The sequence below is a fragment of the Pseudonocardia sp. genome, assembly GCF_050246655.1.
Taxonomy (GTDB): domain Bacteria; phylum Actinomycetota; class Actinomycetes; order Mycobacteriales; family Pseudonocardiaceae; genus Pseudonocardia.
Genome location: NZ_JBFWVQ010000054.1, coordinates 1 through 14,038 on the forward strand (window position 1 = coordinate 1; position 14,038 = coordinate 14,038).

Here is a 14,038-nt window from a genome sequence, read left to right on the forward strand (position 1 = left end):
TACTCGAACGGCTGACCGGTGAACGTCAGATAGTTCACCAACTTCGTCACATACGGGCTGATATCGGGAAGCCCCCACGCCGGGACATACCCGTACACAGTGATCATCGCGTTCCTCCTCGTTGACGGACAGACGGGGTTGCCCGGCCGAAGCCGGGCGGCTCACCAGGGCAGATAGGTTCCGTTCGAGTGCCGGAACCGGCCGGCGGTCTCCGGGGTCAGCTGGTCCATGTCGCGGATGAGGCCTGCTGCGGCCTCCTCCGGCTGGATGTAGGCGAAGTCGCCGGGGTAGTCCTTCGTGAGGTCGGTGGCGACCATCCCGGGGTGCAGCATCAGGACGCTGATCCCGTGCTTCGACAGGTCGTGGTGCAGGTTGAGGCCGGCCATGTTCGCGCCGGCCTTGGAGATCCGGTAGGCGTACATGCCGCCGGAGCCGTTGTCACCGAGCGACCCCACCCGGCTGGTGACGATGCCGACCTTCGATCCCTCGCCGAGCAGGTCGCGGTGGGCCTCGACGGTGCGCAGCGGGCCGATCGTGTTGATCTCGAACTGGCGGCGGACGTCGTCGTAGTCGATCGAGCCCAGCTCGTCGATCCCGAGGACGCCCGCCACGTGCAGCAGCCAGTCCAGCCGGGTGGCGCAGGCGCGCAGCCGGGCGGCGAGCGCGGTGACCGTCTCCCCTTTCGTGACGTCCACGAAGGGCTCGACGGTGATGCCGCGTTGCTTGAGGTCGTCGCCGTCGCCGAGGCAGGCGGCGATCACGTCGTCACCGCGTTCGTGCAGCTGCAGTGCGATCGCGTGGGCGATGCCGCGGTCACAACCGATGACGAGAGCGGTGGTCACGTCGTTGTCGTCCTCTCGACTGGTTCGGGCGGCGGTGGGTCAGACGGCCGTGGCGAGGTCCTGCTCGCCCGCGATGTGCTCGGAGCCGATGGCGCCGGACTCGGCCAGTGCGGCAATGTCGGCCGCGGAGAGCCCGATCTCGGTCAGGACCTCGACGTTGTGCTGGCCGGTCCGGGGCGCACCGCGCGGCGGCGAGGGGACGGTGCCCTCGAACCGGGCCGGTGTGCGTGCCTGGCGGAGCCGGCCCGCGACCGGGTGCTCGGTCTCGATGATGATCTGCGAGGCCTGCACCTGCGGGTGCGAGATCAGGTCGACCCGGCGCAGCGCGGGGGCGCACGGGACGTCGTACCCGGGCAGGATCTGCAGCCACTCCGCGGCGGTCTTGGTCCGCAGCCGCTCCTGGATGAACGCGAGCCGCTCGTTGACGTTGAGGTCGCGCGCGGCTGGCGTGGCGAACCGCGGGTCGGTGATCATGTCCTCGCGGTCGACCGCGAGGCAGAAGCTGCGCCACTCGGCGTCGCTCATCGTCGCGACCGTCATGTAGCCGTCGGCGGTCTCGTAGATGAGGTCGATGAAGCTGGCCGCCTTCTCCGGCTCGACCGGCTGGTCCATGAACGTGTAGGCGCCCATGTCCGAGGCCCAGAGGAAGGCCACGACGGTGTCGAGCATCGACAGCCGGACGTGCTGGCCCTCGCCCGTCCGCTCGCGTGCCAGCAGGGCGGCGGTGACCGCCTGCGACGCGGTGACGGCGCTGAGCTTGTCCGGCAGGATCGTGCGGACCAACCGCGGACGCTCGGTGTCCGACCCGGCCTGCACGGTCGTGAGGCCCGAGAGCGCCTGGACGATCGGGTCGTACACCCGCCGGTCGGCGTAGGGGCCGTGCTCGCCGAAGCCGCTGATCGACAGGTAGACGATCCGCGGGTTCACCGCGCGGGTGGCCTCGTAGCCGACCCCGAGCCGGTCGACCACGCCAGGCCGGAAGTTCTGCACCACCACGTCCGCGGTCTCGACGAGCTTGAGCAGGAGCTCGACACCCTCCGTGCTCTTCAGGTCGATCGTCACGGACCGCTTCGAGCGGTTGACGTTGACGAACATCGACGGCATGCCGCCCGACCGGTTCGGCAGCGAGCGGACGTGGTCGCCCCTGCCTGGGGGCTCGACCTTGATCACGTCCGCGCCCTGGTCGCCCAGGATGTCCGCGGCCCAGGGCCCGGACAGCATCGACGACATGTCGACGATCCGGATTCCGTCCAGCGGACCGGCCATCTGTGCCTCCTCGGGGGTCTGTCGGCCACCGGGTCGGGGTCAGCACGGGCCGAGCCGGTGTGTTGCCGATAACATAGCGACTAAGATACTTTGTGACAAGGTACTTTACTCTAAGTCGTCTGATCGGCCGTCCCTCGTCACCGTGAAGGAGTCCCCGATGCCCGTCGACCGTCCGGTGCTCGACGTCGACGGTGTGCGGTCGCTGGCCCGCGCCGCCTTCGCGCCCGGGAACGAGCAGCTCTGGGGGCTCGAGGTGGAGACGGTCGTCGAGCGGCGTACCCCTCCGCACCACCGTCCGCGACCCGCGGAGCTTCCGGACCGCGACGCCCTGCCCGGCGGGAGCAGCGTGACCGTGGAGCCGGGCGGCCAGCTGGAGATCTCCACGCCCCCGCGCCGCAGCATCGACGCCGCCCTCGACGTGCTCGCCGCCGACGAGGCCGCGCTCGCCACCCGCATCGCCGCCGCCGGCCTGCGGCCCGTCGCCTGCGCCGTCGACCTGCGACACGAGCCGTCGCGCGTGCTGGACCTCCCCCGCTACCGGGCCATGGAGGCGTTCTTCGACGCGCGCGGCCCCGAGGGCCGCCAGATGATGTGCAACACCGCGTCGTTCCAGATCAACGTCAGCAACCACCCCACCGACGTCGCGGGCCGGTGGCGCCTGCTGCACCGGCTCGCTCCGCTGCTGGTGGCCACGTTCGCGAACTCACCCGGCCTGGACCGCCACGGGGTGCGGTGGGCGTGCCTTCGGCAGCGCATCTGGGCCGGCATCGACCCGCGGCGCACCGGCGCGCCGGACCCCACCCGCGATCCCGTCGAGGCATGGACGCGCTACGTCCTCGACGCGGACGTCATGCTCATCGGCGCGGGTGCCGACACCGCCGTCGGCCTGCCTCCCGGGCTGCCGTTCGGACGATGGCTGCGCGACGGCCACCCGGCGGGCTGGCCGACGCCCGCCGACCTCGCCTATCACATGACGACGCTGTTCCCCCCGGTGCGCCCGCGCGGCTGGCTGGAGCTGCGGGTCCTCGACGCGATGCCGGCGGAGGTCCGCGAGGTGGCAGCGCTCGTCGTAGCCGCCGCGGTCACCGAACCCGCCGCGAGCACGCTCGCGGCCCGGCTGCCGTGCACCGCGTCCCGCTGGAGCGCCGCCGCCCGGCACGGCCTGGACGACCCGGCGCTCGCCGAGGCCGCGGACCTGCTGTTCGGGGTCGTGGTGCGCACGCTCCCGGCGGTCACCGACCGGGCCGATCGCATCGAGAGGGTGCTGCGGTTCCACGCCGAGCACGTCCGTCGCGCGACGGCGCGCCCTCGTGTCCGGGCCCTCCCGCTCCGGTCATTCGAACCGGCCGAGCAGCTTCTTCAGGAGCACGCGTAGCCGCTCCCGCTCCACGGCGTCGAGCCCGTCGAGCAGCTTGGACTCCTGCAGCATCAGGTCGCCGACGACCTCGTCGACCAGCGCGATGCCCGCCGGCGTCAGCTCGACGTCCACCTTGCGGCGGTCCTCGGCGTGGATGTGCCGGGTGACCAGCCCCGCCGCCTCCAGCCGCTCCAGCCGCTGCGACATCCCACCGGACGTGATCAGCGCCGAGCGCTGGAGCTCCCCCGCGGTCCGCCGGTAGGGGGCGCCCGCGCGGCGCAGCATCGCCAGGACGTCGAGGGTGACCCGGTCGGTCCCGAACATCTCGAGCCGCTTCTGGCGGTGCGTGTCGAGGTGGCGACCGATCCGCCAGATCCGCGTGACGATCCCGACCGAGCTGACGTCGATGTCCGGGCGCTCGCGCCGCCACGCGGCCTCGACCCGGTCCACCCGGTCCGGCTCGTCGGGATCCGGTGGTGGTGCCGCCCCCTGCTCGTGGTCCACGTCACGCTCCGTTCCGCTCTGCACAGCTCGCCGTGCACCCACACGGCATTGCTTCGCACTAAGTATCTCATTGAGCGGATGAAAGAGCGCGTTCTGGTGACACACCGCAGCCGCAGGGTCGCCCGGCCGGGGCATCCGGACACCCGAACCGGCGTATCAGGTCACTCGAACCTGCTCAGCAGCTTCTTCAGCAGCGCCCGCAGCTCGGCCTGCTCGTCGGCGTCCAGGACGCCGAGCAGCTTCGACTCCGTGGCCATCAGGTCGCCCAGCACCTCGTCGACCAGGGCCATCCCGGCCGGGGTCAGCTCCACCTCGACCTTGCGCCGGTCCTCGGGGTGCATCTGACGGCTGATCAGCCCGGCCGACTCCAGCCGCTCCAGCCGCTGCGACATGCCACCGGAGGTGATCAGCGCCGAGCGCATCAGCTCGCCGGCGGTGCGGCGGTAGGGCGGTCCGGCGCGCCGCAGCATGGCGAGCACGTCCAGGGCGACCCGGTCCGTGCCGAACGCGTCCAGGCGCTCCTTGCGGTGCCGGTCCAGGTGGCGGCCGATCCGCCAGATCCGCGTGACGATCCCGACCGAGCCGACGTCGATGTCCGGGCGCTCCCGCCGCCACCCGGCCTCGACCCGGTCCACCCGGTCCGGGGCAGCAGGGTCGTAGGTGGGCCGCTCGGGGGCACCGTCGGGCCCGGGGCCCGACGGCTCCGTCGGGCCTGCTGAGCCTGCCGCCTCAGCGGGCATCGCCGACCTCCAGACCGCGGGGGAGCACGCCGCAGTATCTCACCGGGTCCGGACCGCCGCCGCAGCCGCGACCAGCCACCCGAACAGCGGGTCCTGGTGCGCGAGCTGCTCGGGATGCCACTGCACGCCGACGACGTCGCGGCCGGGCAGCTCGACGGCCTCGACGAGGCCGTCCGGGGCGTGGCCCACGCACGCCAGCCCGGTGCCGGGGACGGCGACCGCCTGGTGGTGCAGGCTGTTCACCGGGCAGGCCGGCCCGTAGACCCGGCGCAGCACGCTGCCCTCGGCGAACGCGACCTCGTGGGCCCCGTCGGCACCGAGCGGATGCGCGGTGAGGTGCCCGTGCAGGGTGCCGCCGAGGTGCACGTTGAGCAGCTGCATCCCGCGGCAGATCGCCAACACGGGCAGGCCGCGGTCGAGCGCGGCGGCGAGCAGCGCCAACTCCCGGTCGTCGCGGGCACGGTCGATGACCGACGTCGCGGGCGTCGCTGATCCGCCGTAGAGCGCAGGGTCGACGTCCGTGCCGCCGGTGAGGACGAGCGCGTCCACCCGGGCGGCGACATGCTCAGGGTCGGCGCGTGCCGGGACGTGCAGCGGCAGCGCCCCGGCCGCCGCGATCCGGTCCGCGTACCCGGCGAAGTAGACCTCGACCTCCAGGCGGTCCAGCGCGGCCGGGCCCTCGTGCGCGCCCGCGGCCGAGCGGCGCCGCCCCGACACCGCGACCAGCGGCGTCACGGCCGGCGTCCCGCGACCGCCCGTTCCAGGTGCTCGACGACCAGGTGCGGCAGGCGGGTCCCGGAGAGCGCATCGATCTCGCGCAGCCCGGTGGGGCTGGTGACGTTGACCTCGGTGAGCCGGTCGCCGATGACGTCGATCCCGGCGAGGACCAGGCCCAGCCGCGCCAGCTCCGGCGCGAGCGCGGAGCAGACGTGCTTGTCCGCGGGGGTGACCTCGTCGGCGACCACGTCCGCCCCGGCGGCCATGTTGCAGCGGAACTCCCCCGGCGCGGCGACGCGGCGCACGACGCCGATCGGCTCGCCGTCCAGCACGATGACCCGCCGGTCGCCGTGGTGGCCCGCCTCGTCGAGGTAGCGCTGCACGACCACCTGGCTGCGACCGCGCGCGGTGGCGGTCTCCAGGATCGAGCGGATGTTGGGGTCCCCGGGGCAGAGCCGCAGGATGCCGCGCCCCGCCATGCCGTCCGTCGGTTTGAGCACCGCCCGTCCCCATCGCCGCACCGTGTCGACGGCCTCGCCGATGTCCGCGGTGACGACGGTGTCGGGCACCAGCTCGGGGAACCGCAGGATGAACAGCTTCTCGTTGGCCGCCCGCAGCCCCTCCGGCGCGTTCACCATGACGACCCGGCGGTCGACCTGGTCGAGCAGGTACGTGGCGCGCAGGTAGTCGCCGTCGACCGGCGGGTCGGTGCGCATCAGGACGGCGTCGGCGTCGTCGAGGCAGGCGTCGCGTTCCGCACCGACCCGCCACCAGTCCGCGACGGCGCGCCAGCGCCCCCCGGCGAGGGTGGCGGGGACGACCGTGAGCTGGCGGCAGGCCGCGTGGGCGCGGGTGTCCCGGACGCTGAGCTGCCGCGTGGTCGTGACCAGCACCTCGTGCCCGCGCTCCTGGGCGGCCTCGACGATCGCCACCGTCGAGTCGTGGGCAGGCTGCAGGACCGGCAGCGGGTCGGCGACGACGACGATCCTCACGCCGCACCCCGCTTGATCCGCAGCACCGACACGTCGGTGTAGGCGTGCAGGCCGAGCAGGGAACCCTCGGAGCCCAGCCCGGACTGCTTGCGCCCGCCGAACGGGGTGTCCGGGGAGAGCATCGGGTGCTGGTTGACCCACACCGATCCCGCGTCCAGCCGCAGCGCGACGCGCTCCGCGGCGTCGAGGTCGGGCGACCACACCGACGCGCCCAGCCCGAAGGTGGTCGCGTTGGCCCGGGCCACCGCCTCGTCGACGGTGTCGTAGGTGAGCAGCGGCAGCACCGGGCCGAACTGCTCCTCCGCCACCAGGGGGACGTCGTCCCCGGCGCCGCGGACCAGCGTCACCGGGTGCCAGTAGCCCGGCCCGTCCGGCGCCTCGCCGCGGAAGTACACCTCGGCCCCGCGGCCCACGGCGTCGGCGAGCAGCCCCTGCACCCGCCGCAGCTGCGGCGCGTTCTGCACCGGCCCCATGTCGACGCCGTCGGTGAACCCGTCCCCGACGACGACCCCGGCCGCCACGGCGGCGATCGCGTCGGCGTACTCGCCCGCCCGCGACGCCGGGACGAACAGCCGCTTCAGCCCCGCGCACACCTGGCCGCAGTTGCTCATCCCGCCGGCGTAGAGGTCCGCGGCGATGGCGCCCGGATCGGCGTCGGGCAGGACGATGCCCGCGTCGTTGCCGCCCATCTCCAGCGTCACCCGCTTCACCGTCGGCGCGGTCGCGGCGAGGATCGCGCGCCCGGCCCGGCCGGACCCGGTGAAGGAGACCTTGTCGATGCCGGGATGGGTGGTCATCGCGACGCCGAGCCCGTCGCCGCCCGCGAGCACCTGGAACACCCCGGCGGGAAGGACGTCGCGGACGAGCTCGCCCAGGCGCAGCGTCGCCACCGGAGTGTAGGGCGACGGCTTGACGAGCACCGGGTTGCCCGCCACGAGTGCGGGGCCGATCTTGCACAGGGCAAGCATCAGCGGGTAGTTCCAGGCGGTGATCGCCGCGGCGACCCCGACGGGCACCCGGCGCAGCCGCACCAGCTCTCCCACCCCGTCGTGGATCACCTCGTCGTCGAGGGTCATCCGCGTGTACGCCTCGGCGAACGCCAGCCCGGAGCTCACCTCGCTGCGGGCCCGGAACAGCGGCTTGCCGACCTCGCAGGTGACGAGCGCGGCGAGCTCGTCGACGTTCTCCCGGACGACCGCCGCGAACGCCCGCACCCGCTCCTGGCGCTCCGCGACGGGCGTGCCCGCCCAACCGGGCGCGGCGCGCCGGGCCGCGGCGACCGCGACGTCGAGCTGCCCGGGCGTGGCAGCCGGGACCGTCGTCAACACCTGCCCCGTCGACGGGTCCACGACGTCGATCGCCTCGGCCGAGCCGGTGAGCCTGCCGTCGATCAGCAACTGCGGACCCCGGACCTCGACGGGCCTGCTCGGGGTGGTGGTCGTCGCGGTCATCGTGTCCCTCCTGACGCCGGTGGTCAGACCTTGAACTCGTCGCGGATCCGGTCGGCATAGGCCATCAGGTTGGCCTTGCCCCGGATGTAGGCCACCCCCGGGAAGTCCGGCCACGGCTGGTCGGCGACGTGACGAACCGTGGAGTAGATCGTGGCATCCACCGAACGCAACCGCTCACCCATGAAATACGGCTTGTCACCCAAGAAGTCCGACAACGCATCCACATCCGCCTTCAGGAACGCGAACACCTCCGCATCCGGACGCCGCCCCATACCCTGCCCGTTGAACTGCGCCACGATCCGATCCCGGAACGCCCACAACGCCGTGTGCAGAGCCGAACCCGCAACCACCTCCGCCCCACCCACGATGTAGGGGATGTACACCTCGAACCCCTCCGGATACCGCCACCGCGGCTGGATCACCCCCGACCAGTAGGTCTGCTCCTCCACCAACCGCTGAAACGCCAACGCCACCGCCGCCTCCACCCGATCCTGATCGGCGTCCAGCGGATTGCCGTACCGGCCCTTCAGATACTCGATGATCCGACTCGAGTCCCCGACCTTCGTCCCGTCCTCATCCACGATGTAGGGCAACTTCCCGAACGGCGAGTCCTCATCCAGCCGCGCCAGATCCTGGTTGCGGTACTCGAACGGCTGACCGGTGAACGTCAGATAGTTCACCAACTTCGTCACATACGGGCTGATATCGGGAAGCCCCCACGCCGGGACATACCCGTACACAGTGATCATCGCGTTCCTCCTCGTTGACGAACAGACGGGGTGCCGCCCCGGTGCACCTGGGAGGCGGACGGTCAGTGCGGTACCGCCGACAGGCCGGCCACGCCCTCCGGCGCAGCGTCGTGGTGCTCGGCGCCGACGGCGCCCGACGCGACCAGCGCGTCGATCTCGTCGTCGGAGTAGCCGACCTCGCGCAGCACCTCGACGTTGTGCTGCCCGATCAGCGGCGCCCCGCGCGGCGGGTCGGGCACCGTGCCCTCGAACCGGGCCGCGGTGCGGGTCTGGCGCAGCGGCCCGGCGGCCGGGTGCTCGGACTCCAGCAGGATCCCGGACGCGAGCACCTGGGGGTGGTGGATCACGTCGCGGCGGCGCATCGCCGGGGCGCACGGCACCTGATGGGCCGGGAGGATCTCCAGCCACTGCGCCGCGGACCTGGCCCGCAACTGCTCCTGCACGAACTCCAGTCGCTCGTCGACGTTGAGGTCGCGCTCCGCGGCGGTCGCGAACCGCGGATCGTCGATCATGTCCTCGCGCCCGACGGCGGTGCAGAACACCCGCCACTCCGCGTCGCGCATCGTCGAGACGGTGAGGTAGCCGTCGGCGGTCTCGTAGATGAGGTCGATGAAGCTCGCCGCCCGTTCGGGCTCGACGTCGCGCTCCCGGAGCGTGTGAGCGCCCATGTCCGACGCCCAGAGGAACGCGAGCATCGCGTCCAGCATGGACAGCCGTACGTGCTGTCCCTCGCCGGTGCGCTCACGGGCGAGCAGTGCCGCGGTGACAGCCTGCGCCGCGGTGACGGCCGTCAGCTTGTCCGGCAGCACCGTCCGGACCAGCCGCGGTCGCACGTCGTCCGAACCCGCCTGGACGGTGGTGAGCCCGGACAGCGCCTGCACGACGGGGTCGTACACGCGCCGGTCGGCGTACGGGCCCTGCTCGCCGAAGCCGCTGATCGACAGGTAGACGATCCGCGGGTTCACCGCGCGGGCGGCCTCGTAGCCGACCCCGAGCCGGTCGACGACACCGGGCCGGAAGTTCTGCACGACGACGTCCGCGCGCTCGTAGAGGCGCAGCAGCGCGGCGATGCCGCCGTCGGACTTCAGGTCGAGGGTGATCGACCGCTTCGACCGGTTGATGTTGAGGAACATGACGGGCAGCCCGCCCGCGTCCTTCGCCAGCAGGCGGACGTGGTCGCCCCTGCCCGGTTCCTCGACCTTGATCACGTCGGCGCCCTGGTCGCCGAGGATGTCCGCCGCCCACGGTCCGGACAGCATCGACGACAGGTCGACGACCCGGACCCCCTCCAACGGACCGGCCACGACGCCTCCTCGATCGCGAGCTGCTCGGGCAATACCGGCAACCACGAAGAAGCGTAGATCTAAGATACTTCTCGGACAACAACCGCCGCGGCCCGACTCTTCGACATCGCCCGGACCCCCGGGTTGGCGGTTCCGCCGGCCCGTGTGGTTGATCGGCCGCAGGTCATGACGTCCCGGCGGCGCTCGGGTATATCCCTCAGTCATGGAGATCCTGGCTGCGGTCGTCGTCGTGGCCACGCTCGCGGCGATGACCTCCGGGAGGGTGCCCGCGGTCCTCGCGCTCGCCACCGGCCTGGCCGTCGCGGGGGTCCTCCGCCTCGCGCCCGTGTCCACTCTGTTCGTGGGGCTGAGCAACGGGGGCGTGATCACGGTCGCGGGAATGCTGGTCATCGCCAAGGGCGTGGTCAAGACCGGCGCCATCACCCAGGTGACCTGGCGGCTGCTGGCCACGGTGACGAATGCCGCGCAGGCGCTGCGTCGGCTGATCGTCCCGGTGGGCGTCGCGTCGGCGCTGATGAACACGACACCGTTGGTCGCGATGCTCGTCCCGGCCACACGGCAGCTCCAGCAGACGCGGGACATCCCGGCGCGGGAGGTGCTGCTGCCGATCGCCCACGCGACGACGCTGGTCGGCTCCGTCACGCTCATCGGCACCAGTTCGAACCTGCTGATCGCGGGGATCGCAGCCGAGGACGGGATCGACGTGAGCATGCTGTCCTTCGCCCCGGTGGCGCTACCGGTGTGCCTGGTCGGCTGGGTTCTGCTGCTTCTGGCCGCGCCGCTGCTGCGGAAAGGGGAGGCGGGCGGGGAGCAGGTGGTGCGGCCGTGGCGGATGGAGGTCCCGATCGCGCCGGGGGCGATCGCCATCGGGCGGCGGGCTGCCGATATCGGCATCGAGCGGACCCAGGACTACCTGCTCCAGGCGATCATGCGCCATGGCGAGCCTCTCCCGGCCTCGGAGGTCATCGAGGAGGGCGACCAGTTGGTGTTCGTCGCGAGCGAGGCCGGCGTCACCGCGCTGTGGGAGAGCCCACGGTTCGGCCTCTCCCCCAAGCATCTGTATTCCGTCTCGGTCGGTCCCGGCGAGCACGGCACCTTGTCCGAGTTCGAGGACGACGATCTGCGGATCATCGCCGCGCAGACGGTCCGGCCGCTCGACGAGACGGCCGCCATGCCCGGGGCCACGGTCTTCGTGGCCTGCTGGAGCGCCGAGGATCTGGCCCGCCGCGAGGCCTTCACGCTGTGGGCGCACGCGGCAGGTCGCGCGCCTCAACCCGGCATGACGTGGACGGCGCTCGGCGTCATGGCCGCGGTCGTCGTCGCGGCGTCGTTCGGACTGGCGGAAGTCGAGCTGGTCGCCTTCGCCGGTGCCGTGCTCATGGTGCTCTCCGGGGTGCTCACGCCGCGGGCGGCCCTGCGCGCCCTGGACTGGAACGTGTTGTTCATCCTGGCCGGCTCGGTCGGGCTCGGCGCGGTCGTCGTCGAGAGCGGGTTGGCCGACGTCCTCGCCCGATCGATTCAGCAGGTCTCGGCGGGAAGCATGCCCGTCGTCGTCGTGGTGTTCGCCGTGACGACGACGATCATGACGAACCTGGTCACGAACGCGGCGGCCGCGTCGATCCTCACCCCCGTCGCACTCGGAATCGCCGCCAGGCTGGGCCTCGATCCCTTGACGCTGCTCGCACTGGTCGCCACCTGCATCTCGTTCACCTTCATCAACCCGTTCAGCCACCAGACCAACATCATGGTGATGGCTCCGGGGGGATACAGCGGGCGGACGTTCGCGAAGTTCGGCGCCCCCCTCGTGGTCGTGTCGTTGGCCATGAGCATCGTGGTCGCGTGGGCGCTGCTCCGATCCGGCTAGGGACAGGCAGCTGTGTGACTGCGAGCGCTCGCCCGGGGCGTGGACCGAGCTCTACCACTCCGTGGGACGTGACCTACCATGGCCGATCGGTCGACGAGCCGGGGGTCATGTGGCGGAGGTGTTCGGCCCTTACCGGCTCGAGCAGCTCCTGGGCCGTGGCGGGATGGGCGAGGTCTGGCTGGCGCACGACACCAGGCGGGCTGGCCGCACGGTCGCGGTCAAGCGGCTGCTTGCCCACCGGGCCGACGACGCCGATTTTCGAGCTCATTTCCAGCGCGAATGCGCGATCGTCGCCCGACTCCGTGGTCCGCACATCCTTCCTGTCTACGCCTACGGCGACATCGACGGGCGGCTCTACCTGGAGATGGGCCTCGTCCGCGGCTGCGGTCTCGACGCGATCATCAAGGAGGGCCCGCTCGCCCCGGACCGGGCGGTCGAGATCGTCTCTCAGGTCGCCCGCGCCTTGGACGCCGCGCACGCGGCCGGTGTCGTGCATCGTGACGTCAAACCGGCGAACGTGCTGGTCACCGGGCCTGTTGGGGATGAGTGTGCCTTTCTGATCGACTTCGGTATCGCACGTGGGGCGGACACAACCACCCACCTCGCCCAACGTCCCGGCAGCCTCCACTACATGGCCCCGGAACGACTCGGTGACCAACCGAGCGACCGCCGGGCCGACATCTACTCGCTGGCCTGCACTTTGTTCAGCGCGCTCACCGGAAAGCTGCCAGCGCCGGCGATACTCGGTGGGAACAGCACCGGCTTGTCACACGAGATTGACGACGTCCTCGCACGCGGCATGGCGACAGCCCCCGACGACCGCTTCCCCAGCGCAGGAGCGTTGGCCGCGGCCGCCCGCGGCGCACTCGCATTGCCCGTAACCGAACACGAACCGGCATTACCGCCGCCGCGGTTGGAGTGGGACAGCGCCTCCGCGGCGCACCCCGAGACGGCACACCCCGGCATGTCGTATCGGTCGCTGCGCGACGCTCCACCCTCAGCCGCAGATCCATCGCTGACCGGCGTCTCGGCGCCGGTGACGCACATCCCGCCGCGACGCGATCGCGACCGCGCAGAAATGGATTCAAGCGGCAGTGCCTCACGCAGAGCCGCCAGCTCGATCGAGCGAGCACCCCTGCACCCGGAACCGATCTCCGCTCGACAACGGCGACGAACATGGGCCACGGCAGGACTCGGGACGACGGTGGTCGCAGCCGCCGCAGCAATCATCGTCATGCTCAGCTCTGGTCTGGTCGCGACTCCGGACACCATCCCGATCGCGGAGCACATCCTGACCGGCCACAGGGATACCGTTTCAACGGTCGCAGTCGCGCAGCTCGACGAGCACCCGGTGATCCTCTCCGGAAGCACCGACCGCACAGTACGAGTGTGGGACCCGGTCACCGGCGCTCAAATCGGCGATCCCCTCACCGGACACACCGACAATGTGCGCTCGGTGGCAGCCGTGCAGCTCGACGGGCGCCCTGTCATCGTCTCCGGCAGCTCCGACAAGACGATCCGGATGTGGGACCTCGCCACCCACGCACCGGTCGGCGATCCCCTCACCGGCCACTCCGGCGCGGTGGATTCGGTAGCGGTCGCTCAGCTCGACGGTCGCCCGGTGGTCGTCTCCGGTGATCAGGAAGGGACGGTGCGAGTGTGGGATCCGGGCACCGGTCTCCAGGTCGGCGATCCTCTCACCGGCCACTCCGGCGCGGTGTCGGTGGCAGTCGACCATCTCGACGGACGGCCGGTGATCGTCACCGGGAGCATCGACCAGACCATTCGGGTGTGGGACCTCACCACTCACGCGGCAATCGGCGCACCGATCACGGGCCACACACAAGGGGTGCACACGGTAGCGATCGACCAGCTCGACGGACGGCCGGTGATCGTCAGTGGGAGCTTCGATCGGACCATCCGGGTATGGGACCTCGCTACGCAGGTCCCAATCGGTGATGCCCATGCAGAGCACTCAATGTCTGTGCTGTCGATCGTGACCGGCCGGCTCGACGGTCACCCCGTGATCATCTCCGCAAGCCAGGACCAGACCGTTCGGGTATGGGACCTGGCAACCCGGGTACCGATCGGCGACCCTCTCATCGGCCACACCAGCACCGTGAGATCAGTGGCAATCGCACAGCTCGACGGACGCACAGCGATCATCTCCGGCAGTTACGACAACACAATTCGTGTGTGGGATCTTGCGCAGCGCGTTGACTTGTGATCGGCCGCGCAAGCTACGACTGTCG

At 71.4% G+C, this 14,038-nt stretch carries 12 protein-coding genes; 3 read left to right on the forward strand and 9 right to left on the reverse strand.

Features of this window, described 5'->3' with window-relative positions; genetic code table 11:
- Window positions 1-161: 161 nt before the first annotated feature.
- Both isoH and AB7J25_RS17825 read right to left on the reverse strand, forming a co-directional pair.
- Window positions 162-842, reverse strand: coding sequence for a 1-hydroxy-2-glutathionyl-2-methyl-3-butene dehydrogenase (isoH, locus tag AB7J25_RS17820; protein WP_428510434.1), 681 nt, complete (start codon window positions 840-842; stop codon window positions 162-164).
- Between the two features lie 39 nt (window positions 843-881).
- Window positions 882-2,108, reverse strand: coding sequence for a CaiB/BaiF CoA transferase family protein (locus tag AB7J25_RS17825; RefSeq protein ID WP_428510436.1), 1,227 nt, complete (start codon window positions 2,106-2,108; stop codon window positions 882-884).
- Between the two features lie 157 nt (window positions 2,109-2,265).
- On the opposite strand from AB7J25_RS17825, the gene AB7J25_RS17830 reads away from it, so the two are divergent.
- Window positions 2,266-3,483 (forward strand): glutamate-cysteine ligase family protein, encoded by a 1,218-nt coding sequence (locus AB7J25_RS17830; RefSeq protein ID WP_428510438.1) that lies wholly within the window; start codon window positions 2,266-2,268, stop codon window positions 3,481-3,483.
- Here AB7J25_RS17830 and AB7J25_RS17835 read toward each other — a convergent pair.
- The 7 genes from AB7J25_RS17835 to AB7J25_RS17865 form a co-directional block, all read right to left on the reverse strand.
- Window positions 3,442-3,969 (reverse strand): MarR family winged helix-turn-helix transcriptional regulator, encoded by a 528-nt coding sequence (locus AB7J25_RS17835; RefSeq protein ID WP_428510440.1) that lies wholly within the window; start codon window positions 3,967-3,969, stop codon window positions 3,442-3,444. The genes AB7J25_RS17830 and AB7J25_RS17835 overlap by 42 nt on opposite strands.
- A 161-nt stretch (window positions 3,970-4,130) precedes the next feature.
- On the reverse strand, window positions 4,131-4,709 hold the full coding sequence (locus tag AB7J25_RS17840) for a MarR family winged helix-turn-helix transcriptional regulator (RefSeq protein ID WP_428510442.1): 579 nt from the start codon (window positions 4,707-4,709) through the stop codon (window positions 4,131-4,133).
- A gap of 39 nt (window positions 4,710-4,748) precedes the next feature.
- Entirely contained in the window at window positions 4,749-5,444 is a 696-nt protein-coding gene (locus AB7J25_RS17845) for a gamma-glutamyl-gamma-aminobutyrate hydrolase family protein (protein WP_428510444.1), read from the reverse strand.
- A complete protein-coding gene (gene gshB / locus AB7J25_RS17850) occupies window positions 5,441-6,418 on the reverse strand; it encodes a glutathione synthase (protein ID WP_428510446.1) in 978 nt (325 codons plus the stop codon). Before gshB ends, AB7J25_RS17845 begins: the two co-directional genes overlap by 4 nt.
- Entirely contained in the window at window positions 6,415-7,869 is a 1,455-nt protein-coding gene (locus AB7J25_RS17855) for an aldehyde dehydrogenase family protein (protein ID WP_428510448.1), read from the reverse strand. Before AB7J25_RS17855 ends, gshB begins: the two co-directional genes overlap by 4 nt.
- A 23-nt stretch (window positions 7,870-7,892) precedes the next feature.
- A complete protein-coding gene (gene isoI / locus AB7J25_RS17860; protein WP_428510450.1) occupies window positions 7,893-8,618 on the reverse strand; it encodes an iIsoprene-epoxide--glutathione S-transferase in 726 nt (241 codons plus the stop codon).
- A 62-nt stretch (window positions 8,619-8,680) separates the two neighbouring features.
- Window positions 8,681-9,922, reverse strand: a complete 1,242-nt coding sequence (locus AB7J25_RS17865; protein ID WP_428510452.1) for a CaiB/BaiF CoA transferase family protein — start codon at window positions 9,920-9,922, stop codon at window positions 8,681-8,683.
- A 202-nt stretch (window positions 9,923-10,124) separates the two neighbouring features.
- On the opposite strand from AB7J25_RS17865, the gene AB7J25_RS17870 reads away from it, so the two are divergent.
- Together AB7J25_RS17870 and AB7J25_RS17875 are read left to right on the forward strand one after the other, a co-directional pair.
- Window positions 10,125-11,786 (forward strand): SLC13 family permease, encoded by a 1,662-nt coding sequence (locus AB7J25_RS17870; RefSeq protein ID WP_428510454.1) that lies wholly within the window; start codon window positions 10,125-10,127, stop codon window positions 11,784-11,786.
- Between the two features lie 109 nt (window positions 11,787-11,895).
- On the forward strand, window positions 11,896-14,013 hold the full coding sequence (locus AB7J25_RS17875; protein ID WP_428510456.1) for a WD40 repeat domain-containing serine/threonine protein kinase: 2,118 nt from the start codon (window positions 11,896-11,898) through the stop codon (window positions 14,011-14,013).
- The last annotated feature ends 25 nt before the right edge of the window (window positions 14,014-14,038 follow it).

Bases quoted from the DNA above. Each gene is read 5' to 3' on its own strand.
- AB7J25_RS17825 (WP_428510436.1), bottom strand. From the start codon at position 2,108: ATGGCCGGTCCGCTGGACGGAATCCGGATCGTCGACATGTCGTCGATG.
- AB7J25_RS17830 (WP_428510438.1), top strand. From the start codon at position 2,266: ATGCCCGTCGACCGTCCGGTGCTCGACGTCGACGGTGTGCGGTCGCTG.
- AB7J25_RS17840 (WP_428510442.1), bottom strand. From the start codon at position 4,709: ATGCCCGCTGAGGCGGCAGGCTCAGCAGGCCCGACGGAGCCGTCGGGC.
- AB7J25_RS17855 (WP_428510448.1), bottom strand. From the start codon at position 7,869: ATGACCGCGACGACCACCACCCCGAGCAGGCCCGTCGAGGTCCGGGGT.
- isoI (WP_428510450.1), bottom strand. From the start codon at position 8,618: ATGATCACTGTGTACGGGTATGTCCCGGCGTGGGGGCTTCCCGATATC.
- AB7J25_RS17870 (WP_428510454.1), top strand. From the start codon at position 10,125: ATGGAGATCCTGGCTGCGGTCGTCGTCGTGGCCACGCTCGCGGCGATG.